Origin of the sequence: Pseudomonas floridensis (assembly GCF_002087235.1) — a bacterium.
In the GTDB taxonomy this organism is placed as follows: domain Bacteria; phylum Pseudomonadota; class Gammaproteobacteria; order Pseudomonadales; family Pseudomonadaceae; genus Aquipseudomonas; species Aquipseudomonas floridensis.
The window spans coordinates 44160-69231 of sequence record NZ_MUIO01000023.1 but is presented as its reverse complement, the minus strand read 5'-3'; the positions used below and the strand labels follow the sequence as shown (position 1 = coordinate 69231).

25 protein-coding genes are annotated in these 25072 nt (G+C 60.4%); 15 read left to right on the top strand and 10 right to left on the bottom strand.

The window, feature by feature from the left end:
* Positions 1-29 precede the first annotated feature (29 nt).
* A complete protein-coding gene (trxA, locus tag BZK31_RS08880) occupies positions 30-902 on the top strand; it encodes a thioredoxin (RefSeq protein ID WP_083182336.1) in 873 nt (290 codons plus the stop codon).
* A 52-nt stretch (positions 903-954) separates the two neighbouring features.
* Here the strand turns inward: trxA and BZK31_RS08875 are convergent, their stop codons facing one another.
* Both BZK31_RS08875 and BZK31_RS08870 read right to left on the bottom strand, forming a co-directional pair.
* Positions 955-1308: a hypothetical protein gene (locus BZK31_RS08875; protein ID WP_083182335.1), complete on the bottom strand. Its 354-nt coding sequence runs from the start codon at positions 1306-1308 to the stop codon at positions 955-957.
* A 61-nt stretch (positions 1309-1369) separates the two neighbouring features.
* The gene (locus BZK31_RS08870) at positions 1370-1792 is read right to left on the bottom strand and encodes a nuclear transport factor 2 family protein (RefSeq protein ID WP_083182334.1); all 423 of its coding nucleotides are present in this window, start codon (positions 1790-1792) and stop codon (positions 1370-1372) included.
* Between the two features lie 260 nt (positions 1793-2052).
* Between BZK31_RS08870 and BZK31_RS08865 the strand changes: the two genes are divergently transcribed.
* The 5 genes from BZK31_RS08865 (at position 2053) to BZK31_RS08845 (ending at position 6016) form a co-directional block, all read left to right on the top strand.
* Positions 2053-2646 (top strand): DUF2796 domain-containing protein, encoded by a 594-nt coding sequence (locus BZK31_RS08865; protein ID WP_083182333.1) that lies wholly within the window; start codon positions 2053-2055, stop codon positions 2644-2646.
* A 68-nt stretch (positions 2647-2714) separates the two neighbouring features.
* A complete protein-coding gene (locus tag BZK31_RS08860; RefSeq protein ID WP_083182332.1) occupies positions 2715-3425 on the top strand; it encodes an ABC transporter ATP-binding protein in 711 nt (236 codons plus the stop codon).
* 1 nt (position 3426) lies between these two features.
* The gene (locus tag BZK31_RS08855; protein WP_083182331.1) at positions 3427-4692 is read left to right on the top strand and encodes an ABC transporter permease; all 1266 of its coding nucleotides are present in this window, start codon (positions 3427-3429) and stop codon (positions 4690-4692) included.
* 11 nt (positions 4693-4703) lie between these two features.
* On the top strand, positions 4704-5225 hold the full coding sequence (locus BZK31_RS08850; protein ID WP_167377890.1) for a DUF3299 domain-containing protein: 522 nt from the start codon (positions 4704-4706) through the stop codon (positions 5223-5225).
* 104 nt (positions 5226-5329) lie between these two features.
* Positions 5330-6016, top strand: coding sequence for an OmpW/AlkL family protein (locus tag BZK31_RS08845; protein ID WP_083182330.1), 687 nt, complete (start codon positions 5330-5332; stop codon positions 6014-6016).
* 56 nt (positions 6017-6072) lie between these two features.
* Here BZK31_RS08845 and BZK31_RS08840 read toward each other — a convergent pair whose 3' ends face one another.
* The 5 genes from BZK31_RS08840 to BZK31_RS08820 form a co-directional block, all read right to left on the bottom strand.
* Entirely contained in the window at positions 6073-6552 is a 480-nt protein-coding gene (locus BZK31_RS08840) for a hypothetical protein (protein WP_083182329.1), read from the bottom strand.
* A 195-nt stretch (positions 6553-6747) separates the two neighbouring features.
* Complete coding sequence (locus BZK31_RS08835; protein WP_083182328.1) at positions 6748-7677, bottom strand: NAD-dependent epimerase/dehydratase family protein; 930 nt, start codon at positions 7675-7677, stop codon at positions 6748-6750.
* Positions 7670-8554 carry a sugar nucleotide-binding protein gene (locus BZK31_RS08830; RefSeq protein WP_083182327.1) on the bottom strand — a complete coding sequence of 295 codons (885 nt, stop codon included), beginning with the start codon at positions 8552-8554 and terminating at the stop codon, positions 7670-7672. Before BZK31_RS08830 ends, BZK31_RS08835 begins: the two co-directional genes overlap by 8 nt.
* A 116-nt stretch (positions 8555-8670) precedes the next feature.
* Positions 8671-10950, bottom strand: a complete 2280-nt coding sequence (locus BZK31_RS08825) for a mechanosensitive ion channel family protein (RefSeq protein WP_083182326.1) — start codon at positions 10948-10950, stop codon at positions 8671-8673.
* A gap of 124 nt (positions 10951-11074) precedes the next feature.
* Positions 11075-11425: a DoxX family protein gene (locus BZK31_RS08820; protein WP_244182654.1), complete on the bottom strand. Its 351-nt coding sequence runs from the start codon at positions 11423-11425 to the stop codon at positions 11075-11077.
* A gap of 283 nt (positions 11426-11708) precedes the next feature.
* On the opposite strand from BZK31_RS08820, the gene BZK31_RS08815 reads away from it, so the two are divergent.
* The gene (locus BZK31_RS08815; RefSeq protein ID WP_083182324.1) at positions 11709-12527 is read left to right on the top strand and encodes an alpha/beta fold hydrolase; all 819 of its coding nucleotides are present in this window, start codon (positions 11709-11711) and stop codon (positions 12525-12527) included.
* A gap of 298 nt (positions 12528-12825) precedes the next feature.
* Here BZK31_RS08815 and BZK31_RS08810 read toward each other — a convergent pair whose 3' ends face one another.
* Positions 12826-13674 carry an ureidoglycolate lyase gene (locus BZK31_RS08810; RefSeq protein WP_083182323.1) on the bottom strand — a complete coding sequence of 283 codons (849 nt, stop codon included), beginning with the start codon at positions 13672-13674 and terminating at the stop codon, positions 12826-12828.
* Between the two features lie 39 nt (positions 13675-13713).
* Positions 13714-14448 (bottom strand): SDR family oxidoreductase, encoded by a 735-nt coding sequence (locus BZK31_RS08805; RefSeq protein WP_083182322.1) that lies wholly within the window; start codon positions 14446-14448, stop codon positions 13714-13716.
* Between the two features lie 290 nt (positions 14449-14738).
* Here BZK31_RS08805 and BZK31_RS08800 point away from each other — a divergent pair, with 290 nt between their 5' ends.
* Together BZK31_RS08800 and BZK31_RS08795 are read left to right on the top strand one after the other, a co-directional pair.
* Positions 14739-15551: a class I SAM-dependent methyltransferase gene (locus BZK31_RS08800; RefSeq protein WP_083182321.1), complete on the top strand. Its 813-nt coding sequence runs from the start codon at positions 14739-14741 to the stop codon at positions 15549-15551.
* 204 nt (positions 15552-15755) lie between these two features.
* The gene (locus BZK31_RS08795) at positions 15756-18044 is read left to right on the top strand and encodes a TonB-dependent receptor (protein WP_083182320.1); all 2289 of its coding nucleotides are present in this window, start codon (positions 15756-15758) and stop codon (positions 18042-18044) included.
* Between the two features lie 12 nt (positions 18045-18056).
* On the opposite strand, the gene BZK31_RS08790 is transcribed toward BZK31_RS08795, so the two are convergent.
* Positions 18057-19187 (bottom strand): ROK family transcriptional regulator, encoded by a 1131-nt coding sequence (locus BZK31_RS08790; protein WP_083182319.1) that lies wholly within the window; start codon positions 19185-19187, stop codon positions 18057-18059.
* A gap of 167 nt (positions 19188-19354) precedes the next feature.
* Here BZK31_RS08790 and BZK31_RS08785 point away from each other — a divergent pair, with 167 nt between their 5' ends.
* Genes BZK31_RS08785 through BZK31_RS08760 form a run of 6 tightly spaced genes read left to right on the top strand, consistent with a single transcriptional unit; the run spans position 19355 to position 25072 of the window.
* On the top strand, positions 19355-20665 hold the full coding sequence (locus BZK31_RS08785) for an extracellular solute-binding protein (protein ID WP_083182318.1): 1311 nt from the start codon (positions 19355-19357) through the stop codon (positions 20663-20665).
* Entirely contained in the window at positions 20662-21555 is an 894-nt protein-coding gene (locus BZK31_RS08780) for a carbohydrate ABC transporter permease (RefSeq protein ID WP_083182317.1), read from the top strand. Before BZK31_RS08785 ends, BZK31_RS08780 begins: the two co-directional genes overlap by 4 nt.
* Positions 21552-22445: an ABC transporter permease subunit gene (locus BZK31_RS08775; RefSeq protein ID WP_083182316.1), complete on the top strand. Its 894-nt coding sequence runs from the start codon at positions 21552-21554 to the stop codon at positions 22443-22445. Before BZK31_RS08780 ends, BZK31_RS08775 begins: the two co-directional genes overlap by 4 nt.
* A complete protein-coding gene (locus tag BZK31_RS08770; protein WP_083182315.1) occupies positions 22442-23569 on the top strand; it encodes an ABC transporter ATP-binding protein in 1128 nt (375 codons plus the stop codon). Before BZK31_RS08775 ends, BZK31_RS08770 begins: the two co-directional genes overlap by 4 nt.
* Before the next feature lies 1 nt (position 23570).
* Positions 23571-24329: a glycerophosphoryl diester phosphodiesterase gene (locus tag BZK31_RS08765; protein WP_083182314.1), complete on the top strand. Its 759-nt coding sequence runs from the start codon at positions 23571-23573 to the stop codon at positions 24327-24329.
* Entirely contained in the window at positions 24329-25072 is a 744-nt protein-coding gene (locus tag BZK31_RS08760) for an inositol monophosphatase family protein (RefSeq protein ID WP_083182313.1), read from the top strand. Before BZK31_RS08765 ends, BZK31_RS08760 begins: the two co-directional genes overlap by 1 nt.

The window sequence follows — 25072 nt, the reverse complement described above, 5'->3', positions numbered from 1 at the left end:
GGCGGCATTCAGATTCTCCGAGACGCACAATGAGCCAGGACACTGCTTACATCTTCGACGCAACCACGGCGACGTTCGATCAACAGGTGATCGACAAGTCATTCGACCAGCCCGTGCTGGTGGACTTCTGGGCTGAATGGTGTGCGCCCTGCAAAGTGCTGATGCCTTTGCTGCAACAGATCACCGAGAGCTATCAGGGCGAATTGCTGCTGGCCAAGGTCAACTGCGACATCGAGCAGGACGTCGTGGCCCGTTTCGGCATTCGCAGTCTGCCGACGGTGGTGCTGTTCAAGGACGGCCAGCCGGTCGACGGTTTTGCCGGTGCTCAGCCTGAATCGGAAATCCGCAAGATGCTGGAACAGCATGTGGTCATGCCACCGCCTCCCGCTGCCGACCCGCTCAAGCAGGCGCAGGAATTGTTCGCACAAAGCCGCTTCGCTGAAGCCGAAGCCATGCTCAAGGTCGTGCTGGGTGAAGACAACACCAACGCCGCCGCGCTGATTCTGTATGCGCGCTGCCTGGCCGAACGTGGCGAGTTGAGCGAAGCGCGTCAGGTACTGGATGCCGTCAAGGGCGACGCCCACAAAGCCGAACTGGCAGGCGCGAAAGCACAGCTGACCTTCCTGGCCGAAGCAGCCACGCTGCCGGATGCTGCCGAGCTGAAAAGCCGTCTGGCGCACAACCCGCAGGACGACGAAGCGTGCCACCAACTGGCGATTCAACAGCTGTCCCGTCAGCAGTACGAGGCAGCGCTGGATGGCCTGCTCAAGCTGTTCATCCGTAACCGCAATTACGCCGAAGGCCTGCCGCACAAGACGCTGCTGCAAGTGTTCGATCTGCTGGGCAACGATCACCCATTGGTGACAATGTACCGTCGCAAGCTGTTCGCGGCGCTGTACTAACCTCGCTATCGGGCCTGGCTTCCGGAAGAGGCCAGGCTCGACGCGTGTTATCTCAGGTCGCCGCAACCCAGCTGTACAGCGGCGCATCCGCCCCGCTCTCGACTTTCACATTGGCGCAATGGCGCAGGCGCACCAGCAAGCGTTTGCCCGCCGCCGTACTGCCCGCCACACCCTCCAACTGCGCCAGCAAATCCGGCCCGCTCATCTGCCCGGCCTTTTGCAAAACGTCCTGCGCCACCTGCCAAGCCTTGTCATCCTGGTTCACGGGCCTGCTTTCAACGACCGGTGTCGCCGCTTCGGGAGCCGAAGCCTTCAATTGCGCGCCCAGTTGAGCCCAATCGTTTTCGTCCAGTTCCAAAGTCAAATCCACTGGCCACTGACCAACGGTTCCACGAATACGCAACATGATAGGTACCTGCTGACAATCAGGCGCCCATGCTCCCACAGCCGAGCACGCATTCCCATGCTCAGTCATACAGCCAGCGGCTGCTCACCGAGTCGTCGCCCAACAGAAAGCTGGCGAACGCCCGGATGTCATAGACGTTCTCCCAATGCTCGACGATCCTGCCGTCGCGAAAACGCCACAACCCGCAGAACGGCATGGTGATTTTCTTGCGTTCACAAGTTGCGTGCAGGCAGCCCATGACCGAGCCGAAGTGATCATCGGCCACGATCTCGTGCACCTCCATACACAGGGTCTGCCGGGTGTGCTCGATCAGGTCCAGCTCGTGGTTGTGCACCGAGCGCCTGCCGATGACCATGGACAAGCCGCCACGGGCACCGCGATCCGCCTTGTGCAGTACGATGTCCTGATCGGCGAATTCGGCGATTCGAGTCAGATCCTTGTAGACCGCGCGCAGGATTTCAACGTTGGGATGGAGCTTTCTCATGAATGTCTTCCTTGAGGCGGTGCAGGTCCGTGAGGGCGTAGAAATCACTGACGACGCGTCCTGCATCGGCACAGCGGCTACCCAATGAGCTTAGAACCTGACGGAATGCAGCATGAGAACGGTTCGGCATAACCTCCAGCCGGACTATGCCCGCCACACCTGCGACAGCCGGGCAACGCGGAAAAAACCCTCACGCAGACAACGACTTGTTATAAGATCACATAACGATTTTTCTCAAGACTGTCGCTCCGGAGTCCGTTATGCGCCGTTTGTTACTCGCCCTGCCCTTCGCCCTGCTGCCACTCGCTGTCGCCCACGCCGCCGAAGAACACGATCACGACCATGATCATGGCGAACACGGCAGCCTCGGCGCACATGAACATGGTGTCGGACGTCTGGACGTGGTGCTGGAAGGCAAGACGCTGGAATTCGAGTTCGACAGCCCGGCCATGAACATCGTGGGCTTCGAGCACGAAGCAACCACCGCTGAAGACAAGGCCAAGGTGGCCAAGGCTCGCGAGTTGCTGCTCAAGCCCAATGCACTGTTCAGCATTGCCGACGCGGCGAACTGCTCGGCCACTTCGGTCAAGCTGGAAAGCCCGCTGTTCGGCGACAAGGATGAGGATGATCACGGTGACGCCAAGAAAGAAGGTGACGCGGATCACCACGAACACAGTGAAATTCACGGCCATTACAAGTTCGTCTGTGATGCGCCTGCGATCCTGAAGAAGCTGGACCTGTCGCAGATCTTCAAAACCTTTCCCGACACCAAGAAGCTTCAGGTACAACTGATCTCGCCAAGTGGCCAGTCGGGTGCAGAAGTGATTGCAGCGAACCCCACGCTGAAATTCTGATGCCCTTCGCGGCACAGTGACCGGGCCTGGCCCGGTCTTTTAATTTTCAACCAAGCGTGAGTCAGACCATGACCCAAGCACTGATCGAATTGTCCGGCCTGAGCTTCAACTGGCCGGGCCAGCCGCAGCTTCTCGACATCCGCGAATTTCAACTGAAAACCGGCGAAACCCTGTTTCTCAAAGGCCCGAGCGGCAGTGGCAAGACCACGCTACTGGGGCTTCTGGGCGGCGTGCAGAAACCTACCAGCGGCAGCATCCGCCTGCTGGGTCAGGAACTGTCGAGCCTGTCGGCCGGAGCACGTGACCGTTTTCGCGTCGACCACACCGGCTACATTTTCCAGCAGTTCAACCTGCTGCCGTTTCTGTCTGTGCGCGAGAACATCGAGCTGCCTTGTCACTTCTCCAAAGTTCGTGCCGAACGTGCGAAACAGCGTCACGGCAGCGTTGAGAAGGCGACCACGACCCTGCTCACTCACCTGGGCCTGAAAGACCCGGCCATGCTGATGCGCCGCGCAGACTCGCTGTCCATCGGCCAGCAGCAACGCGTGGCGGCCGCAAGAGCGCTGATTGGTCAGCCGGAGCTGGTGATAGCCGATGAACCGACGTCCGCGCTGGATGCCGACTCGCGTGAAGCGTTCATTCGTCTGCTGTTCGCGGAATGCCGGGAAGCCGGTGCCAGCCTGCTGTTCGTCAGCCATGATCAGAGTCTGGCGCCGCTTTTCGATCGCAACCTGTCGCTTGGCGACCTGAATCGCGCCGCCGTTGCCGTGGAGATTTGAGATGTATCTGTTTCGTCTGGCCATCGCCAGTCTGGCCAACCGCCGCTTCACCGCGTTTCTCACGGCCTTCGCCATTGCGCTGTCGGTCTGCCTGTTGCTGGCCGTCGAACGCGTGCGCACCGAAGCCCGCGCCAGTTTCGCCAGCACCATCAGCGGCACTGACCTGATCGTCGGCGCTCGTTCCGGTTCGATCAATCTGCTGTTGTACTCGGTGTTTCGCATCGGCAATGCCACCAACAACATTCGCTGGGACAGCTTCGAGCATTTTGCCCAGAGCAAACAGGTGAAATGGGCGATCCCCATTTCGCTGGGCGACTCGCACCGCGGCTACCGGGTGATGGGCACCAGCGCGGCCTACTTCGAGCACTATCAGTTCGGTCGCCAGCAGCATCTGGAGCTGGCCGAAGGACGTGAATTCAAGACCGATCCCTTCGAAGTCGTACTCGGTTCGGAAGTGGCCAAGGCGCTGCATTACAAGTTGGGCGACAAGCTGGTGCTGGCCCACGGTGTGGCGGCGATCAGTCTGGTCAAGCATGACGACAAGCCATTCACCGTGGTCGGCATCATCAAGCCCACGGGCACACCGGTCGACCGCACGCTGCACATCAGCCTGGGCGGCATGGAAGCCATCCATATCGACTGGCACAACGGCGCGCCGGCTCGCGGCAACGAGCGAATTTCCGCCGATCAGGCCCGCAACATGGACCTGACGCCGACCGCGATCACCGCGTTCATGCTCGGTTTGAACAGCAAGATCTCGACGTTCAGCCTGCAACGCGAGATCAACGAATACCGCGGCGAGCCGATGCTGGCGATTCTGCCGGGCGTGGCCTTGCAAGAACTGTGGAGCCTGATGGGCACGGCGGAAAAAGCCCTGTTCGTGATTTCGCTGTTCGTGGTGCTGACCGGACTGATCGGAATGCTGACTGCGATCCTGACCAGCCTCAACGAGCGACGGCGGGAAATGGCCATCCTGCGTTCGGTCGGCGCCAGGCCCTGGCATATCGCGAGCCTGCTGATTCTGGAAGCCTTCGCGCTGGCGCTAACGGGCGTGATCAGTGGCCTCGCACTGCTCTATATCGGTATCTTCGTGTCACAGGATTACGTAATAAATAATTACGGTTTGTACCTCTCGCCTATGCCACCTGGCCAATATGAATGGCAACTGCTGGGTGGCATCCTCGCTTGCGCGCTGTTGATGGGAACCGTGCCAGCCTGGCGAGCCTACAGGCAGTCACTGGCAGATGGTCTGTCGATTCGTTTATGAGGACCTTCATAATGCGGCGCATGCTACTCACTCTGTTGCTCTGGGCCACCACCTCGGTGTGGGCCGCCGAGCCGCGTGTACTGACCTGGGCGGAGATGATTCCGCCCGATGCACCTGTCGTGAAGCCGGTGACCACGCCGATGCACGACTTGTCGAAGATGTCCGATGCTCTGGCCATGGAGCAGGCACCGGCGGCCAGTCAACTGGCGCCGCATGCACCGGTCGTCAAGGCACTGGATGGCAAGCAGGTGCGTTTGCCGGGCTATATCGTGCCGCTGGAGGTCAGTGAGGAAGGCAGAGTGATCGAGTTTTTGCTGGTGCCGTATTTCGGCGCCTGCATTCATGTGCCGCCGCCGCCGGCGAACCAGATCGTGCATGTCACGAGTGAGCTGGGTGTGAAGGTCGATGAGCTGTATCAGCCGTACTGGATCGAAGGACCGATGCAGGCCAAATCGTCTACCAGCGAACTGGCAGAAGCGGGTTATCAGATGCAGGCAGACAAGATTTTTGTCTACGAATTGCCGGATACATGAGGAGAACGGGGTTCCCAGCGATTTCATTGAGCTGAGTCAAAGTCGCCGCTCGACAGCGCTTTAACATTACGCCCATAAATTTTGACTGATTTCCTGGAGCCTCAATGAACAAGCATTTGCTTCGCGCGTCTCTGGTCGCGCTCGCCGTCGCCGCCCCCACTGCCGCCAACGCGTACGAGGCGGGTGACTTCATCGTTCGCGCCGGTGCTGCGCACGTTCAACCCAACGAAGACAGCGGCGAGGTCAGACTCGACGGCTCCAAGGTGTCCGGCACCAAAGCCACGCTCGATGGCAATACTCAGTTGGGACTGACCTTCGCCTACATGCTCACCCCGCACATCGGTATCGAACTGCTGGCCGCCACGCCGTTCAGTCACACCGTCGCGGTGAAAGGTCTGGGCCCTGGCCTCGATGGCAAGCTGGCCGATATCAAACACCTGCCGCCTACCCTGTCGCTGCAGTACTACCCGATGGAGCCTTCGTCCAGGTTCCAGCCTTATGCCGGCGTGGGTATCAACTACACCATGTTCTTCGATGAAGACCTGACGGGTGACCGCAAGAATCAGGGCTTCAGTAACCTCAAGCTGCAGGACTCGGTCGGCCTGGCCGCACAACTGGGCATGGACTACATGATCACCGACAACGTGCTTTTCAATGCCTCGGTCTGGTACGTCGACATCAACACCCAGGCAACGGTGGACGGACCGTCGGCACTGGCGGTCGGCCGGACCAAGGTGGATGTGGAAATCGACCCGTGGGTCTATATGGTCGGCGTGGGTTACAAGTTCTGATCCACCGCGCTTCAATCGTTTAAAACAGAAAGGCACCCGGATGGGTGCCTTTGCTTTTATGGGCGCTCAAGTGCCTTGAACGTGCCACTGTCTATGTGAACGGTCGAGAATAACCGTGGGCCTTTACTTCCTCCTGGAAACTCCAATTCGTAATGGGCACTGAGAAACTGCTCCGGCGTCTGCAAAACAGTGTTGCCGCGAGCGGCTATATAGCTGCCGAAATGCGCTATGAGCAAGCCAAGCGACGCAATAGGACCTGGATACAGTTGCAGGTATTGGAAAAAGGTTGGCCCGGTCGCTCTGCTGTATTGAACGGTCTCGGGACCTAACAGGATCGTCAAGAATCCAACCCCAAACAGGGCAAAACCGCAAATACTCAGAAATCTGAGCGGGAATGAGCCTGCGTCGTTTTGACCACTAATCGCAGCATCCAGATAATCCGAATACCTGTCCATGAAGTCATCGACGACAAACTCGCCAGGTACCTCGCGCACCACAATTTTGGGGCGCTTATCAACATCGTTTTCGTCCTGCATGCCGTACGTCCGCTGTAAAAAGGCGACGGATACTAGGAGTCGTTATGTCCGCTGAGAAGATCAAAAGTCGCAACTACAAAAAAGACAGAATGATCCTACAGCCTCGATACCGAGCGCGGACGCGCAGCGGCCTGGGCGGCATGCCAAAACGGAGCATTGGCACGATCGGGGGGCCGCCTTCACACTGATCGTGTATCAGCGTCCCATCAACAGCGCCAGCCCCGTGTTCAAAGGCGTAGGTTCGTCGATATTGAAGTGCTCGAGGAGCCGCTGATTGCTGGCCCGCGAATGCTTGATATCGCCTGAGCGCGGTGCCTGATAGCTGACCTGCGGTTGCTTGCCTGTAACCTGCGCCAGCGCGGCGAGCAATTCGTTGAGCGAGGTGGTCTGGTTCAGGCCGACATTGACGGCGCCTTCGATGGCGCTATCCAGATTTAGTCCCTGCAGCAGCAGCTTGACCAGATCGCCGATGTAGAAGAAATCGCGGGTCTGTTCGCCATCGCCGAACACGCTGATGGGCAGGCCTTTCTCGATGCGTTCGGCGAAAATGCTGATCACGCCGGAGTACGGCGAAGACGGATCCTGACGCGGCCCGAAGATGTTGAAGAAGCGGAAAATCACCGGCTCCAGCCCGTGCTGGCGACGGTAGAAATCCAGGTAGAACTCACTGGCCAGCTTGTCCGACGCATAGGGCGTCAGCGGCGCTTTAGTGGTGTCTTCGGTGATGGCTTCGCCTTCGCCATTGTTGCCATACACGGCGGCACTGGAGGCAAAGATCACACGTTTGACGCCGGCTTCGCGCATCGCTTCGCAGACGTTCAGGGTGCCGATGAAGTTGCTCTGATGCGTACGCACCGGATCGTCCACCGACGCCTGCACAGACGCGACCGCTGCCAGATGCACGACCGCCTGACAGCCTTGCGCCGCTCGCTTGACCAGCGCAGCATCCGCGACATCGCCTACGATCAGCTCGACCTTTGGATTATCCAGCGGCAGGTTGCTGCGTTTGCCCGCCGACAGATCGTCGAGGATGCGCACCGCATGGCCGCGGGCCAGCAACGCGTCGGTCAAGTGCGAGCCGATGAAGCCCGCCCCGCCAGTGATCAAAACAGGAGCATCAGACATGTCGGTAGTACCGGTCCAGCAGACTTGGCAGGCCGGCGCGCCAGGCGCGGGGCTTGATGCCGAAGGTATGAAGAATTTTCTTGCAGGCCAGCACCGCATGCTGCGGTTCTTCACCGGCATCGGGACGTGCTGCGTGGGCCTGCGCGGTCGGCGACTCGACGGCCAGCGGATGCAGCAGACGCGCTTCGGTGAGCACCGCCTGCCCCAGCGCCAGCGGCGTGGTGGCCTCGTGTCCAGCGTAGTGATAAGTGCCCCACAGCGGCGCTTCGCAATCGAGCTGCTTGAGGACCGAAATGATCACTCGAGCGGCGTCGTCCACTGGCGTCGGGTTACCACGACGGTCATCGGCGAGCAGCAATTCCTGAGGTTTCTCGGCGTTCGACAGAAAGCGGCCCAACACGCCATCGACACTGTCGTCGAGCAGCCAGCCAAAGCGCACCAGTACGTGTTGCGGGCAGGCCGCACGCACGCTCTGTTCGATCCGCCACAGCGCCTGACCGCGCAGACCGAGCGGCACGGGCTCGTCCTTTTCGCTGTAGGCCGTGGCGCGCGAGCCATCGAAGACCCGGTAACTGGAAGGCTGGACCAGGGTGATGTTGTGGTGCTGACACAGTTCGGCCAGACGCTCGACGGAGCGCTCCTGGCGAGTCAGACGCGCCTCGCTCACGCTCTCCGCCTGAAACCAGTCGAAGTAGTAAGCAAGGTTGATCAAGGCATCGGGACGGGTGTCATCGAGCAGCTGCGTCAGGCTCGCCGCATCCCAACCGTCTTGCGGTGGACGCGGCGCGAGGAAGCCAATGTCTTCCTCGGCACCCAGACGAATCAACGCCTGCCCGAGGGCATTCCCGCCGCCCAACAGCATAAGGCGCATTCGCATAGAGTCAGCAGGCTCGGTATCGGAATCATCAAATGAACAAGTGAAAAACGCCTGCAAACATAACACGTTGGCTGCCAACCCCCAACAGTTGCGCAGCCTGGCGGGTTAATGGCGCGTTACGTCGCCGCAGGGCCGGGCGCGCCGTTGCCCTTGGACAAGGGTGGCGCAGTGGGAGATGGCGCAGGAGCCGGCGGCCCTTCGGCTTCGGTGCCGCCCTGAGGCGCGCTGAGGCCAGGCGTCATGACCACCTGTGGATAAGTCTGAGCGAAGCGCACGTTCGGGTTCTTATCCACAAGCCGCTTGAGCCGCTCATTGAATGCACGGCCCACTGCGTACTGGCCGCCCGACGACGTCCGGAACTGCGCCGTCAACACCACGCCGTTAAGGTCCATGCGGTCCACGCCGAACACTTCCAGCGGACCTTGGAGGTTGTTCTTGAGCAGAATGTCTTCGGTGATCGACTGGCCCACTTCCCGGATCAACGCCAGAGCATCATCGATGTCCGAGTCATACGTGAACTGCACCGAGAAGAAGGCGTAGGCGAACTGACGGGACTGGTTGGTGACGGCCTTGATCTGCCCGAACGGCACCGAATGCACGAAGCCCTTGCCGTCGCGCAAGCGCACGGTGCGGATCGTCAGGCTCTCGACCGTGCCGGAATGGCCGGTGCTGAGCACCACCCAGTCGCCGATCGAGAAGGTGTCTTCCACAATGATGAACAGACCGGTGATCACGTCCTGAACCAACTGCTGCGAACCGAAACCGATGGCCAGACCGACCACACCGGCACCGGCCAGCAGCGGTGCGACGTTGATGCCCAGGTTGGCCATGGTGGTGATTGCGCAGATCACCACCAGCACGATCTTCACCGCATTGCGCAGCAGCGGCAGGATGGTCTTGATCCGGGTGCTGGGCTGACGCGCATTGCGGTGATTGATCGGAGGCTTGAGCGCTTCCTGAATCGCAGTGTCGAGCACCACCCACAACAACCACGTCACCAGGAAGATCAGGCCGATGCTGCTCAACGACTCGCTGATCACCCGGCCCAACGTGTTGCGCTGGGCGAACTCGAACATCGAGAAGCCCCAGATCCGGCCCAGCACCTCGATGAAGGTAATCGCCAGGGCGATACGCAGCACGGCATAGACCAGACTCAGCAGGCGCGCCTTGTAGACATGGCCGCCGCGCCCAAGCGCCTCGGCAGGCTTGAACATGTGTTGGAACACAGTGCTCAGGAAGACCGTGGCAATCAGCAGAATGGTGGTGAACAGCGCGCAACGCAGCGCCTCCTGGCTGTCTTCGCCAGCGCCGATCAGGTTGATCGCGGAAACCAGAATCATCAACAGAATCGGCAGGTGCCACAGGTTGGAAAAGATCTTCAGCGATTGTTGCAGCGCCGGCCTCTGCAAGCGACTGCTCAACGACCGGTTGCGGATCAGGTGCGCCACCGGGCGACGCACTTTGATGATCAGCATGCAGAACACCACCGAGGCGAACAGCCCGGTGAACACGGCCACGCTGGTGGTGACGTTACTGCCCAACTGGCGGGCGATCTGCGGGCTGGTCAGGGCATCGCTAAGCGCAGCGAGAAAGCCGACTACGAACAACGGCCTCGGCGCATAGCGACGGATCATGCGCACCGCCGCGCGCTTGTGTCCGGAGTTGAACATCACGATCACGCAGAGCAACACCGAGGTCGAGACGATGCCGCTGCTGGTGGCGTAGGCGAAACATAGCGCCAACGCTCGTCCGACCGAAGACGGCATGAAATGGCTGACGTACAGCGTCAGCGGCAGACAGACAATGGCGGGCAGCGTGAACGGCAATACATATTTGAGCAGCGCCTGACTGCGCTGGCGCACGCTCATGAACGGCGTTCGGCACAGACGAACAGCGACGAAACGACCGACCGTGGTCAGGACCGCGAAGGCCGCCATCCAGACAAAGGACAGAATCAGGAAGTCGCCGACGACACTCCAGGGCGAGCGGGTGGTGCGTTTGTTGACCAGCTTTTCCAGCTCGTCCGCGGCACGGTCAGCGCGCAGGCGCCAGGCATCCAGCAGGTTTTCGTCGAGGTTGAGCTTCTCCTGAACGTCATCGATGCTGGTGCTGATCGCGCCGAGCAGCCCACCCTGCACGATCAGCTCTGCGGCAGGGTCGGTTGCGGCGGGATCGGCTTCATCAGCAGGTTTGGCGTCAGGTTTGTCCGGCGTTTTGGCGTCGGCCTTGGTATCGGCTTTATCGGCCGCCTTGCTGTCCGGTTTTTCAGCGGCCTTGTCATCGGCGGGGACTGCGGCGCTCATGGGCAATGCAGGCACATCCGCCGCTTGTACGTGGAAACTGCCGGTGAATAACAGCAGGCCCGCAAGGGCCAGGGTTTTCAACTGAAACGCCACGCAGTTTCCTCCTTCAATGGACAGGCAGGGCTTGAACCCCAAGGAACTGATTCCCGTTTGCGTGGCAAGTTCGGTTTTGCAGGGTGAAATAGATGAGCTGATGTGTCAGATGGCAGTGTGCCGCTCAACCACGGAATGCACGGGCGATGACCAACGGTCCCGGACCGGTCAGCGCCAGCCCCAGGAACAGAATGATCAACAGCCAGGCGAACTGCCCCTGCTCCACCGACCATTCAGGATGAATGAACAGCACCGCCACGGCCAACACAGCCAGAACCGGCAAACAGGCCAGCCGCGACCAGATGCCCAGTATCAGCAGCACCGGACAGATCACTTCGGCGAACACCGCCAGTGCCAGCGTCAGCGTGCCACCCAGACCGAACGGATCCTCGATGCGCTGCACCTCTTCGCTCCAATGCATCAGTTTCGGCAGGCCGTGCACGTGCAGTAACAACAGCGAAACGCTGACCCGCATGAACAGCAGCCCCCAGCCCGAAAGGGTCTGAACACGTTTCGATGCAACGTCGGACTGAAGGTGCGATGGGCTCGGCAACATGGTCTAGGATCTCTCGGGCAGGCGGGGCGTTGGCGTAATTATGCGGTGAGTCGATGGGCGGAAATTGTCTGGGTGTGCCGAGTTCACCCGGCGCATCAGAAGAGCACATAGACGCAATTACTGCGCGTGGCTCAGGTCAATACTGCTGTGGCATGCCTGAACGGCTGCGCCTGTCCGATCACCCCCTATCAGAGGAACCTGCATGAGCACTTTTACGACGCAAGATGGCACCGAGATCTATTTCAAGGACTGGGGAACGGGCAAGCCGGTCCTCTTCAGCCACGGCTGGCCGCTGGACGCGGACATGTGGGAATACCAGATGGAATACTTGAGCAGCCGCGGCTATCGCACCATCGCCTTCGACCGTCGTGGTTTTGGCCGCTCAAGCCAGCCGTGGACCGGTTATGACTACGACACCTTCGCCGATGACATCGCCGCGCTGATCGAACACCTGGATCTACGCGACGTAACGCTGGTGGGCTTTTCCATGGGCGGCGGCGATGTGACCCGCTACATCGCCCGTCACGGCACCGAGCGCGTGGCCAAACTCGCGCTACTGGGCGCAGTCACTCCGTACTTCATCAAAAGCGACGACCACCTGCAGGGCGTCGAAAAATCCGTGTTCGATGGCATCAAGGCGGGGCTTCTGAAAGACCGTGCGCAATTCATCGCCGACTTCGCCACGCCCTTCTATGGCACCAATCAAGGCCAGACGGTTTCTGAAGGCGTGCTGACTCAAACGCTGAACATGGCGCTGCTGGCGTCGCTCAAGGGCACCGTTGACTGCGTGACTGCATTCTCGGAAACCGACTTCCGTCCCGACATGGCAAAAATCGACGTGCCGACGCTGGTCATTCACGGCGACGGCGACCAGATCGTGCCATTCGAAGCGACCGGCAAGCTGGCGGCGCAGATGATCGAAAGTGCCGAACTGAAGGTCTACCCAGGCGCGCCGCATGGCTTTGCGGTCACCCACGGGCCGCAGCTCAATGAAGACCTGCTGGCGTTTTTGGCTGGCTGATGTCCATACACCTCTGACACCGCACTGCCTGACAGAAACAAGAACCGTGGGAACGGACTTGTCCGCGAAGGCTGCAATTCAGTCGCTGATGTCTCACCAGCCGCACGGCCCTTTCGCGGACGAGTTGGCTCCCACATATCACAGCTCTACCCGCGGGAGCGGACTTGTCCGCGAAGGCTGCAGTTCAGCCGCTGATACTTCACCAGCCGGACGGCCCTTTCGCGGACGAGTTGGCTCCCACATATCACGGCTCTACCCGCGGGAGCGGGCTTGTCCGCGAATAGCGCCCCGGCCGCAATCAGTCGGCCTGCACGGTCAGTTGATTCTGCTCGCCCAGGCCAGTGATCCCCAGACGAATGCGCTGGCCGGCGCGCAGGAAAACCGGCTCGGGTTTCACACCCAGGCCTACGCCCAGCGGTGTGCCGGTGGAGATGACATCGCCCGGTTGCAGGCTCATGCAGCGGCTCAGGTAGGCGATCAATTGTGGCACGGTGAACACCAGGGTTCGGGTGTTGCCGTTCTGATAACGATGACCGTCGACTTCCAGCCACAGGTCCAGTGAGTGAGGATCGGAAACCTCGTCACGGGTCACTAGCCAAGGACCAAGCGGCCCAAACGTATCGAAGCCCTTGCCCTTGTCCCAAGTGCCGCCGCGTTCCAATTGCCATTCGCGCTCGGACACATCGTTGATCACGCAATAACCGGCCACGTGCTCCATGGCATTGGCTTCGTCGATGTAACGCCCGCCCTTGCCGATCACCACGCCCAACTCCACCTCCCAATCGGTCTTGACCGAACCTCGGGGAATTTCGACGTTGTCATTCGGCCCGCAGATGGCGCTGGTCCACTTGTTGAAGATCACCGGCTCCTTGTGCACTTCCATGTTGGACTCGGCCGCATGGTCGGCATAATTCAGACCGATGCAGATGAATTTCCCCACCTGCCCGACGCAGGCGCCGATGCGTGGCTGACCTGTCACCAATGGCAGGCTCACCGGATTGATCGTTGCAAGAGCGGCGAGACCGGCCGGCGTCAGCACCTCGCCCGCAATGTCTTTGACATGGCCGGACAGGTCACGAATCTGGTTGTCGGCGTCAAGCAGGCCGGGTTTCTCCGCGCCTTTGTCTCCGTAACGTAGCAGTTTCATCAAGTTCTCCTGTTATCTGTCGAACATGCAAAACGGGGTTCAGACACTCATGCCGCCATCAATGACGTGCACCGCGCCCGAGGTGTACGAGGACGCATCAGAGCCCAGATAGAGGACCAGTTGCGCGATCTCTTCGACGCTGCCGAGGCGACCCATTGGCTGACGGGCAACGAACTGCTGATAAACCTGCGCTTCGGACACGCCCTGTTGTTCGGCCTGGGCCGCGATGCGCATCCGCAGCGAGGGGGAATCCACAGTGCCCGGACAAATAGCATTGCACCGTATGCCCTGCCCAATGAAATCTGCAGCGACCGACTTGGTCAGCCCGATGACAGCCGCCTTGGTCGCGCTGTAGGCAAAGCGGTTGGGCACACCTTTGATGCTTGAAGCCACGGAAGACATGTTGATGATCGAACCGCCGCCTCCGGCAAGCATGCCGGGCAGAAACGCCTGAATCATGCGGTACATGGCAGTGACGTTGATATCCATGGAGCGCTGCCATGCAGCCTCGTCGCATTCCAGAAGGGTCCCGGCGTGCACATAGCCCGCGCAGTTGAACAGCACGTCCACCGGGCCGATGCGTTCACTGGCGAGCCGGATTTCCTGCGCCGACCTCACGTCCAGTTTCAGCGCTTCCAGCCCTTCGATACCTTGCAGATTATGCAGGTCGATATCCGTTGCGATGACCTTGGCGCCTGCATTCGCGAACGCCTTGGCGCTGGCCAGTCCAATGCCCTGCCCCGCCGCCGTGATGAGGACTCGTTTGTCTTTCATGATGCGTCTCCATGCAAAGAAACAGCCCCGACAACACTAGTCGGCGCACACCCTGCGCGCCAGGAATCGGACCGGCATCGTTGATCAACTGAAATGGCAGGCGCCATGCAGCCGCCGCTCTATCTCGATCACGTTGAACCCTATACGTCGCCGACATGAATCAACGAGTGTCGGCCACATGGCGTTTTCTTAATCAAGGGGCTCAGCGGTTGGTGCTAAAACAAGGCGAGCTGCGGCAGCGCAGGCAGTGAATCAGACCCGTGTTTTTTTACCAGCCGGAGGTTCCTCGCATGAACGACTATCTGTTGGGTCATTCGTCAGCAGAACTGGAGCGCCTGAAATTCCAGGCAAGCATTCTGTCACCCATCACCACCCGGTTGCTGCTGGACAGCGGCCTTGCGCAAGGCATGCATGTTCTGGATCTCGGCAGCGGTGCAGGCGATGTCGCGATGCTGGCGGCCAGAATCGTCGGCCCCAAGGGCAGTGTCACAGGCATTGATCGCAGTCCGGAAGCCATCGAGCTGGCAACCTTTCGCGCCTCGGAAGCGGGCCTGAAAAACGTCAGGTTTGAGGTGTGTGACATCGGAGACTTCCAGCACACGTCGCCTTTTGACTGCGTGGTGGGACGCTACGTGATGATCCATCAGCACGACCCGGTTTCCTTCCTGCGTCAGGCGGCCAGCCACATCAAGCCGGGCGGCAGGCTAGCGCTTCATGAGGTTTTGATGTCGGGTCCGCCGATGGAATCCTATCCGCCCATCCCCATGCTCATCGATATGGGCCATCTGATCGTCGCGGCGTTCAATACGGACGACACCAGTCGGGACTCGCCGGTGAACATGATCAAGCACTTTGCAGCCGCCGGTCTGCCGCACCCAGAACTCTTCTGCCAGCGACACATTGGCGGCGGAGAGCACTCATTCTTTTATCACTGGGCCGCGGAAACATTGAAATCCGTGTATCCACACCTGATCAGCATCGGACGGGTTACCGCCGACTCGGTGGACCTGAACACATTCGAAGACCGACTGAAAGCCGAGGCCGTGGCCAAGAGCGCACAAATCCTGGGGCCGACCCAGATCACTGCCTGGGTCAGGCTATGACAATCTCCGCATGAACAGAAAGGTCGAGGCGCAACGCCTACGGTCATAATTAATACACATCGAGAGTATTAATATCGCTGCCAGTCGAACGGCCCCTGCCATCACGCGCCGGGGCCGTTCTTTTTTCGCTGGCAAGCCGTGTTCATCCCCATGCGGAACCTGCTCCACCCAGCGCCTCAACGCTTGATGCTCAGGAAAACTGTCATGAACAATTGTTCGATAGCGCGCTCCCGCAGCTTCCCGGTCACTCGTCTGGCGCTGCTGATCTCGCTGAACTCAGCGTGCCTGTTCAGTCCACCAAGTCAGGCCGAAGAGACACCTGCAATGTCGGCCGACGAGGCCGCGACGACGCTGGGCACGGTATCGGTCATCGGACAGGGTGAAACGCGCCAGGTACAGCGTGTTACGCAGAAGGATGTCGAGGCTTACTCGGCCGGCACCAGCCCGCTGAAAGTGTTGCAGCGTCTGCCCGGCGTCAACTTTCAGTCCGGCGACCCGCTTGGGCGTGAAGAAGGCAGCCAGCGCATCAGCCTGCGCGGCTTTGACATGCATCACCTGGGCTACACACTGGATGGCGTCACACTTGGCAACATGAGCTTCGGCAACTTCAACGGCCTGAGCATCACCCGGGCGATCATTGCCGAGAACATCAAGGCCAGCGAAGTGGCGCCAGGCATCGGCTCGCTGGGCACTGCCTCGAACAGTGATCTGGGCGGCACCATCCAGTTCACCACCGCCGACCCGGACAAGGCGTTCGGCGCGAGACTGTCGCAAACCTTGGGCAGCTACGACACGCGGCGTGAATTCATCCGCGTCGACACCGGTGAATACAATGGCCTGTCCGCGTATGTCTCGGGCGAGAAATACGATGCCGATGCCTGGAAAGGCCACAACAATCCCCAGCAATCCGACGCCGTGAATGCCAAGGTCAATTACAACTTCGGCGACAACCGGATCAGCTTCTTCCACAGCACGTCTTCGCACGACGAGGCCAACCTGCCATCGCTTTCGAAGAGCATCATTCAGCGTCTGGGTTACGACTGGAGCTACTACACGCCGGACTGGACCCGAGCGGTCAACGCCGCCAACGGCATCTATACCGGTGGCGTGACCAGCGCGGCCGACGCCACCTACAACGCCAGCAGCCTGCGCGATGACGAACTGGACATCCTCAACGGCAACTTCTCCCTGAGCGATGATCTTGTGCTGGACGCCACGGTCTATCACCACCACGACTCGGGCCGGGGCAACTCGTACTACCCGTTCATCTTCACCAGCGGCACGACGACCGTACCCGGCAACTCAATCCGCAGCACCGTGTACGGCATTGACCGCACAGGTTTCCAGACCTCGCTCACCTATTACCTGGGTCAGCATGAAATTCAGGGCGGGTTCTGGATTCAGTCGAACAAGAACGACATCGCCCGCTATCTGTTCGACACCACCAATGCCACGCCGCAAAACCACATCGTCAAGACCAATGGCCTGCCGCTGGCGGCCACGGTGCTGGATCAGGACTACAACGACCTGACGCGACAGTTTTATCTGCGCGACACCTACACCCTGCTCGACGATCGCTTGAAGCTCGAGTTCGGCGCGAAAAATACCGTGACCACGTCCACCGCCAAGGGCAAAGGAGGTGGTTACGCCAGTGGCTCACTGGAAGCGCGGGACCGATTCCTGCCGCAGATCGGCGCGACCTACAAGCTGGACGATGAAGACGAAGTCTTCAGTTCGTATTCGGAGAACATGGCGGCGTTTCCGAGCGGTGGTTACAGTCCGTTCTTCACGACGCAGGCTGCAGTCGATGCCCAGAACGGCTTCAGGGACCTCAAACCGGAAACGTCCAAAACGGTTGAGCTGGGCGTGCGGCGCAGCACCCCGCTGTACTCGGCCTCGGCGGCGGTCTACAGCACAAGGTTCGATAACCGTCTGGTGGCCATCACCAATTGCACTGGCATCGTGATCTGCCAGAACGGTGTGGCCAACGTCGGTTCGGTCACGAGCCGGGGCCTGGAATTGTCGTTCGGTCTGACGCCCGACGAGCACTGGCGCTGGTCCAACTCGCTGTCTTACAACCACAGCACCTACGATGACGACTATGTCAGCGGCGGCAACACGGTAGCGGTCAAAGGCAAGACCGTCGTCGACACGCCGAAGCTGATGTACTCCAGCAACCTGGACTGGAACTGGCAGCACTGGAACGCCGGGCTGCAAGGCAACTACCTCGGCAAGCGCTATTACACCTACACCAATGACTCAAGCGTCGGCGGCTACTGGATGGCGAACGCCAACCTGGGTTATGACTTCGGCAAGCTGGGTGCGGTGAAGGACACGACCGTGTCGTTGAACATGGTCAACCTGCTCGACAAGCGCTATATCTCCACGCTCAACACCGATGCCAGCGCCGCTAGCGATCCGCTGGGTAATCTGCAGATTCTGCAGGTCGGCACACCGCGCAGTGCGTTCGTGACGCTGGGGGTCAAGCTCTGAGCCGGTCGGCACTCAGACGAAGAAACGTTCTTTGAGCGGCACCAGCGCCGCACCGATGGCCGCGGCATCGCCATTGGTTTCACTGAGCAGCAACTGCGGACGCGGCGGCGGTGCCTGATAGCGATGGGTGCCCCAGAAACTCGTCGCGGCAATCAGACGTCGCCCCAGCGCCACGGGCAGTTGTCCGCCGAACACCACGGCCTGCGGATCGAACAGCCCGGCCAACGCGTTGACCAGCCGGTCCAGGGTCGGCTGGGTCCGCGCCAGCCAGGTGTCGACGCCCGGCCAGTCGGGATCGAAGCGTATGCGCAGGTCTTCGATGGAGTCGACCTGCACGCCATGCTGATGCAGTTCATCGATCAGGTAGCGAAGCGCCGGTCGATCGGCCGCTTCCTGGTCGTTGTACAACGTGATCTCGCCTGCGTTGCCGTGGCTGCCAAAGTACGGTTTGCCATTGATGACCACGCCTGCGCCAAACCCGAAATTGAACGACAGGTAAATGAAGTTGCTCGCCCAGGCGCCCACGCCTACCAGGCTTTCCCCAATGGCTGCGGTGGTGGCGTTGTTTTCCAGCCAGACCGGCATGCCGAAGCGTGCCTCCAGCACTGGCTGCAAATCCATCAGCGACCAGTCACGCAGGGGTTCTGGCGCATTGATCTGACGATCCTGAAGAAAGAACCCGGCGATGGCGAACCCCATGCCGATCACGCGCTCGGGCTGGATGTGATTGCGCTGCAACATGCGCTCGATGGTTTTGTGCAGGGCATCCAGTGTGCTGCTACGGCTCAGCGGCGGCGTGCGCAACGTCACTTGCTCCAGCACATTGCAGCCAAGATCGGCGACGCAGACCACAGCGGAGTCGGTGTTGATCGACACACCGATGGCATAGACCGCCTCGTTGACCAGTTCGATACGGGGGCTGGGCTGACCCCGTCCGTTTTTCACCCGTTCGCCGCTGCGCAGCAGTCCGCGACCGATCAACTCCTCGATCAGCCGGTGCACCGACTGCTGCGCCAGGTCCATTTCCATCGAAACCGTGGCTCGCGTGATCGAGCCCCGACGACGAAGGATGTCCAGCAACTTGCGTTCATTGAGGCTCAGCGGATGGGAAACAAAAGACGGCGTATCGAAGTCGAGAGGCATGAGTTCGCAAGTCACAAGAGGGATTAAAACAGTCCGTGTGTAGAGCAGTGTATCGCCTGCCGCAAAATCGGCACTTCAAATCATGAAAATTTAATAATGCGGCTCCGGGTAACAATTACTACACATTAGCTGTATTACATAGCATCCAGTTCTCGCGGGGTGCGCTCATGTTTTGGATTCGTCACATCCCAGGCCTGCTGACGCTGATTTTCGTCACCGGGCACGCCTGTGCCACCGAATTCTGGTACAGCCATGGCGGCACGACGGGGTCGGCGATTGCCGACCTGTGCAGGCAGTTCAACGTCGACCGGGCACAGGCTGACCGCTTGCACTGTATCCGTCAGGGCTCCTACGAACAGACTCTGCAGAAAACCGTTGCCGCTTACCGCGCAGGCAAAAGCCCGGCACTGGTCGAGATCTATGACGTCGCCACGCCAGACATGCTGCTGGGCAACGCCACGCTGCCAGTCGAAACATTAATGGCCGAGCGGCACAGGCCGTATTCGCCAGACACCTTCGTGCCCACGTTCAAGCGTTATTACTCCAATGAACAGGGCGTACTGGCGGCGCAGCCCTTTGCGGCCTCGACGGCGGTGCTCTACACCCATCGAGACGCTTTGGCCGCAGCCGGTATCAACAAGCCCCCCGCCACCTGGACCGAGTTTTCCGAAACGCTGCGCGCTTTGAAGAACAGCCAGCACGCGTGCCCGATGGCCACTGACTTCTCGCCCTGGATCTGGCTGGAACAGACCAGCGCGGCCCAGGGTTCGGAAATCACGGTCAAGTCCGACGGCGTCGAACGTTATCGACTCGCTCAAGGAACGCATCTGCACCTGATGAAGGACCTGGCGCAGTGGGTGCACGAAGGTCTGGTGCGCCATGAGGCGTCGACCCGCAGCGGTCAGCAGGCACTGGCGTTTGCCAGCGATGAATGCGCGATGCTGATGGACTCGACCGGCTCGTGGAACACCGTGTACAGCACGCTCAGAGCTGACATCGATGTGACGGCGCTGCCGATCTATCCCGGAACCACTCGACGCGCCAACGTGCCGGGCGGTTCGTCTCTGTGGGTCATGCGCGGGCATCCGGAGCAGGAGTATCAGGTCGTCTCGGCATTTCTGGCGTTCGCGCTGCGGCCGGACAATCAAAAGGTGTTCAGCGCTCGCACAGGCTACTTGCCGGTTACTCAGTCCACTGCCACAACGGTCCAGGCCGATGAGCATGCAGCGCCAGCGATCAAGGTCGGTCTGTCCTCACTCGATGACAGTCATGGTCAGCCGAGCGCGCCTCTGCGCTGTGGCTTCATCACGTTGATGCGGATGATCTGGACCCAGGAAACCGGCAACGCGCTGGCAGGCCGGCAGAGCATCGAACGGGCCTTGAGCCAGACGGCCATGCGTGGCGACGAATTGCTCAGCCTGTTTCAGAACATGCACCCGCCGCTGGCAAGGGTTGAACAGGGCGAGGACCTGCGATGAAAAGCGCCGGCTATTTCCCTCAGCCACGCATGGCGCTGCTGTTCGCGCTGCCGCAACTGATGGCGCTGGCCCTGTTTTTCTACTGGCCTGCGCTTCAGGCGATCTGGTGGTCGTTTCACTTGGTATTGCCGTTCGGCGGCAGCGAACTGTTCGTGGGTCTGAACAACTATTGGCGTGTGTTAAGGGATCCGGGCGTGCTCGCCTCCCTCGGCACGACCTTGATCTTCAGCGTGTCGAGCGTCGTGCTGTCGATGCTTGTCGCTCTTGGGCTGGCGCTGTGCCTGGAGTTGAAGCTGCGTGGCAAGGCGTTGTTTCGCAATCTGCTGATCTGGCCCTATGCGGTGTCGGGCGCCACCATCGGCATTGTGTTTCACGTGCTGGCCAATCCAGTGGTGGGCATTCTGGCCTGGCTCAACCAACTGATGCCAGGCACATGGGCACCCTACGCCGACCCGTTGCAAGGCATGCTGCTATTGATCGTGGCGTACGCATGGTGTCTGGTGCCGTTCAACTTCGTCATGCTGGTGGCGAGCCTGAAATCGGTCCCCGACGAATACCTGGCGGCCGCCGCGCTGGATGGCGCAGGCCCGTGGCGACGCATGCTCGACATGCAACTGCCGCTGATTGCGCCCTATGTGATGTTCATCTGCATCATCGACCTGCTCGAAAGCCTTTCCAACAGTTTCGGCCTGATCGACACCCTGACCCAAGGCGGCCCAGGCGATGCGACTCAGGTGCTGGCGTACAAAATTTACAGCGACGGTTTCCGAGGCCTTGATCTGGCCGGATCCTCGACCCTGTCGGTGCTGATGATGTCAGCCGTAGTGCTATTGAGCATTGCGCAATTCAGGCTCATGTCACGGCTCAAGGGACGCGGGGCGAAAACATGACCTCACCTGAGCGGCTCTTGAACTTCGGCGCCTACCTGCTGCTGACCCTGGGTCTGATTTTCGCACTGGGCCCGCTTTATCTTGCGGTGTGCTCGGCAACCGTAGACAACCCGCAGCTGCTGGCGCATGGCCTGGCAGTGATGCCGGGTGATCAACTGCTGGTGAACCTGCAGAAAGTCACTCAACGCCTCGACTTGCTGCAACTGTTGGGCAACAGCCTGCTGGTCGCGACCCTGGTGGTGGTCGGCAAGCTCACGCTCTCGGCGCTGACAGCCTTTGCGGTGGTGTACTTTCGCAGCCGTTACACCACCTGGATTTTCTTCGCCGTGCTGGGTGCGCTGCTGCTGCCACTGGAGGTGCGCATCATTCCGACCTATGCGGTGGCGAGCGATCTGTTCAGCCCTCTGCGTACCGTTCTGAGCTGGCTGGGGATCGAAAGCGTACCGGTTCCGACCGTCAACCTGCTCGACACTTACTCCGGGCTGGCGCTGCCATTGATCGCCTCGGCCACCGGCACTTTTCTGTTTCGACAGTTCTACCAGACGCTGCCCGCAGAACTCGTCGAAGCGGCGCGCATGGACGGCGCCGGGCCGTGGCGGTTCTTCATCGATATTCTGCTGCCGTTGTCGAAAACCAATTTTGCAGCCTTGGGCACCCTGGTGTTCATCGGTGCGTGGAAAGACTACTTGTGGCCGCTGGTGGCGACCAATCGCGAAGACATGCGCACGCTGGTACTCGGCGTTGCGAGCTTTCTGCCTACCGATGCAAGCCAGCTTCCGGAGTGGAATCTGCTGATGACGGCCGCCGTTGTCAGCATGTTGCCGCCCATCCTCGTCATTGCGCTCATGCAGCGATGGTTCGTCAAAGGCCTGATTGGAGTCGGTAAATGACCGCGCTGCTTCCCATTAACGAGGCCAAGCGTCCGCGCGCGCCCCAGATCACACTCAAGGGGTTGCACAAGACCCACGGCGCAAGTCATCTCTTTCAGGACCTGGATCTGGTGTTCAAGGCCGGTGAACTGAACGTGATTCTCGGCCCGTCGGGCTGCGGTAAGTCCACGCTGCTGCGCATGGTCGCCGGGCTGGAAGACGTCACTCAAGGCAGGATTCTGATGGGTGAGCGTGACGTGACACGGCTGCCACCCAAAGAGCGTGGCTGCGCCATGGTGTTTCAGAATTACGCGCTCTACCCGCACATGAGCGTTGCCGACAACATCGGCTATCCGCTGAAGATGGCGGGCGTGGCCTACAAGCAGCGCAGTGCGCAGGTGAAAGAGTGTGCAGCGTCGCTGGGACTGGAAGCGCTGCTGGAGCGCAAGCCCACAGAACTGTCCGGCGGCCAGCGCCAGCGTGTGGCCATCGGGCGGGCGTTGATTCGCGAGCCTGCGGTTCTGCTGTTCGATGAGCCGCTGTGCAACCTCGACAGTGCCCTGCGTCATGAAATGCGCCTGCTGATCCGGCGCCTGCACCAACAGACCGGCGCCACCATTCTGTACGTTACCCATGACCAGACCGAAGCCATGACGCTGGCCGAACAGGTGGTGATTCTCAACCAGGGTCGCGTCGAGCAGATCGGCACGCCGGGCGACATTTACGACCGACCCGCCAGCACCTTCGTCGCGGGGTTTATCGGCACGCCGCCCATGAATCTCGTGCCGGTGTACAACCTGCAGGACAACGTTCTGACCCTCGCCGACGGACAACGCCTGCCGCTCAAACTGCACATCGCCAGTGGCAGTCTCGGGCGATGGCTCATGGGGGTAAGGCCCGAAGCATTCAGCTTGAGCCAGAACGGTGTCAGCGCGGTTGTGGAATCTGCGGAAAACCTGGGCAGCCACAGCCTGCTCTACTGCCAACTGGCGGGGACGCGTTGCGTCGTCAGCCTTGCCGGACGCCATCTGCTGGCGCCCGGCACTCAGGTCCGCCTGGCCCTCGATCAATCGGTGCGGCTGTTCGACGTGCAAAGCGGACACCACCAGCCGGCTTCCTTCTCCCATCTCGCAAGTGATACCTGACATGCCCAATCGCTCCCCACTTGTCCGCTCGTCCCTGATTGCCCATCGCGGTGCCAAGGCTTATGTGCCCGAGAATACCTTGCTCGCCCTCGAAACCGCCGCGCAGCATGGCGCGGCGTGGGTCGAGATCGATGTGAAACTGACCCGGGACGGACGGCCCATCGTCATCCACGATGACCTGCTGGACAGAACCACCAATGGCAAGGGCGCGGTGGTTTTGCACGATCTGGATGACATTCTCGAACTGGATGCGGGCAGTTGGTTCTCGCCCGAGTTCGCCGGTTTGCAAGTACCGACTTTCGAAGAGGTCGTGGCTTGTGCCTTGCGCCTGAACCTGGGTTTGCAGGTCGAGCTGAAACCTACCATTGGCGACGACGTCGAGACGGCCGAAGTCGTCATTCCGATCCTCAAGCGGCTGTGGCCTGCGGATCGAGGGCAGTTGTTCGTGTCGAGCTTTTCCGTGCGCTCGCTGGTCCGGGCGCGCCAATTGTGGCGCGAGGTGCCACTGGCGATTGCCACACTGGTTGCCCCGGCCGACCCGGTTGCGCTGCTGGCCGAGTACGACTGCCGGATCCTGCATGTGTTGAATGACATGCTCGACGAGCATCACCTCACGCGCCTGCAAGACAGCGGTGTCGAATTCGCCGTGGCCACCATCAATAATCCGTACCGCGCGCGCTATCTGCTGGCACGCGGCGCGCAATCGATTCTCAGTGATTACCCCGACCTGCTCGACAGGCCGGACGAGGAGGATCTGTAATGAAAGACCGGCTGAGCATCGCCGTCCGTTGCGTCGACCAGGCCAGCGCACTGGCCCTGGAGCATTTCAACAATCGCCATGCGCTGGACATCGCCACCAAAAGCCCGCAGGACCTGGTGTCCCAGGCAGATCTTGAAGTGGAGCATCTGATTCGGGCGCGACTTAAAGAACACTTCCCCGATGAAGCGGTGCTGGGCGAAGAACTGGGCGGGGAGGTCATTATCGACGGCTGGACACTGGACCCTATCGATGGCACCGGAAACTTCCTGCGTGGTTCGCCCTTGTGGGGCATCTCTCTGGCGTACCTTGAGGCGGGCCACCCGGTGATCGGCGTTATCGCTTACCCCGCATTGGGTTACACGCTGTCGGCCCGGTCCTGCAACGGAATATGGCTGAACGGCAAACCGTTCGTGCGCCCTCAGCCTCCGCAACACCTGCGCATCGTCGGCGTGGGCGAAAACACCAACTGGCCGGCGGAGACGCTGGGACAACTGGAACTGAACCTGCGTCTCAATGGCTGGGGACTGGCAGGTTATCGCTGCGCCACCATCGGCCTCGGCTTTGCTGCGTTGGGTCAGACCGATGGCTATCTGGAACGCTTCACCAGTCTGTGGGATATCGCTGCGGGTGCCGTGATCTGCCGCGAGGCGGGGCTACTGTGCAAGATCCAGGGAAAACAGCTGCCCAGCACGATGAGCATCGCGGCGGGCAGTGAGGAATTGATGATGATCTTTGGAAACTGA

Excerpts from the sequence above, each read along its gene's own strand:
- trxA (WP_083182336.1), top strand. The coding sequence starts at position 30 with ATGAGCCAGGACACTGCTTACATCTTCGACGCAACCACGGCGACGTTC.
- BZK31_RS08875 (WP_083182335.1), bottom strand. The coding sequence starts at position 1,308 with ATGTTGCGTATTCGTGGAACCGTTGGTCAGTGGCCAGTGGATTTGACT.
- BZK31_RS08870 (WP_083182334.1), bottom strand. The coding sequence starts at position 1,792 with ATGAGAAAGCTCCATCCCAACGTTGAAATCCTGCGCGCGGTCTACAAG.
- BZK31_RS08865 (WP_083182333.1), top strand. The coding sequence starts at position 2,053 with ATGCGCCGTTTGTTACTCGCCCTGCCCTTCGCCCTGCTGCCACTCGCT.
- BZK31_RS08860 (WP_083182332.1), top strand. The coding sequence starts at position 2,715 with ATGACCCAAGCACTGATCGAATTGTCCGGCCTGAGCTTCAACTGGCCG.
- BZK31_RS08855 (WP_083182331.1), top strand. The coding sequence starts at position 3,427 with ATGTATCTGTTTCGTCTGGCCATCGCCAGTCTGGCCAACCGCCGCTTC.
- BZK31_RS08850 (WP_167377890.1), top strand. The coding sequence starts at position 4,704 with ATGCGGCGCATGCTACTCACTCTGTTGCTCTGGGCCACCACCTCGGTG.
- BZK31_RS08845 (WP_083182330.1), top strand. The coding sequence starts at position 5,330 with ATGAACAAGCATTTGCTTCGCGCGTCTCTGGTCGCGCTCGCCGTCGCC.
- BZK31_RS08840 (WP_083182329.1), bottom strand. The coding sequence starts at position 6,552 with ATGCAGGACGAAAACGATGTTGATAAGCGCCCCAAAATTGTGGTGCGC.
- BZK31_RS08835 (WP_083182328.1), bottom strand. The coding sequence starts at position 7,677 with ATGTCTGATGCTCCTGTTTTGATCACTGGCGGGGCGGGCTTCATCGGC.
- BZK31_RS08830 (WP_083182327.1), bottom strand. The coding sequence starts at position 8,554 with ATGCGAATGCGCCTTATGCTGTTGGGCGGCGGGAATGCCCTCGGGCAG.
- BZK31_RS08820 (WP_244182654.1), bottom strand. The coding sequence starts at position 11,425 with ATGCGGGTCAGCGTTTCGCTGTTGTTACTGCACGTGCACGGCCTGCCG.
- BZK31_RS08815 (WP_083182324.1), top strand. The coding sequence starts at position 11,709 with ATGAGCACTTTTACGACGCAAGATGGCACCGAGATCTATTTCAAGGAC.
- BZK31_RS08810 (WP_083182323.1), bottom strand. The coding sequence starts at position 13,674 with ATGAAACTGCTACGTTACGGAGACAAAGGCGCGGAGAAACCCGGCCTG.
- BZK31_RS08805 (WP_083182322.1), bottom strand. The coding sequence starts at position 14,448 with ATGAAAGACAAACGAGTCCTCATCACGGCGGCGGGGCAGGGCATTGGA.
- BZK31_RS08800 (WP_083182321.1), top strand. The coding sequence starts at position 14,739 with ATGAACGACTATCTGTTGGGTCATTCGTCAGCAGAACTGGAGCGCCTG.
- BZK31_RS08795 (WP_083182320.1), top strand. The coding sequence starts at position 15,756 with ATGAACAATTGTTCGATAGCGCGCTCCCGCAGCTTCCCGGTCACTCGT.
- BZK31_RS08790 (WP_083182319.1), bottom strand. The coding sequence starts at position 19,187 with ATGCCTCTCGACTTCGATACGCCGTCTTTTGTTTCCCATCCGCTGAGC.
- BZK31_RS08785 (WP_083182318.1), top strand. The coding sequence starts at position 19,355 with ATGTTTTGGATTCGTCACATCCCAGGCCTGCTGACGCTGATTTTCGTC.
- BZK31_RS08780 (WP_083182317.1), top strand. The coding sequence starts at position 20,662 with ATGAAAAGCGCCGGCTATTTCCCTCAGCCACGCATGGCGCTGCTGTTC.
- BZK31_RS08775 (WP_083182316.1), top strand. The coding sequence starts at position 21,552 with ATGACCTCACCTGAGCGGCTCTTGAACTTCGGCGCCTACCTGCTGCTG.
- BZK31_RS08770 (WP_083182315.1), top strand. The coding sequence starts at position 22,442 with ATGACCGCGCTGCTTCCCATTAACGAGGCCAAGCGTCCGCGCGCGCCC.
- BZK31_RS08765 (WP_083182314.1), top strand. The coding sequence starts at position 23,571 with ATGCCCAATCGCTCCCCACTTGTCCGCTCGTCCCTGATTGCCCATCGC.
- BZK31_RS08760 (WP_083182313.1), top strand. The coding sequence starts at position 24,329 with ATGAAAGACCGGCTGAGCATCGCCGTCCGTTGCGTCGACCAGGCCAGC.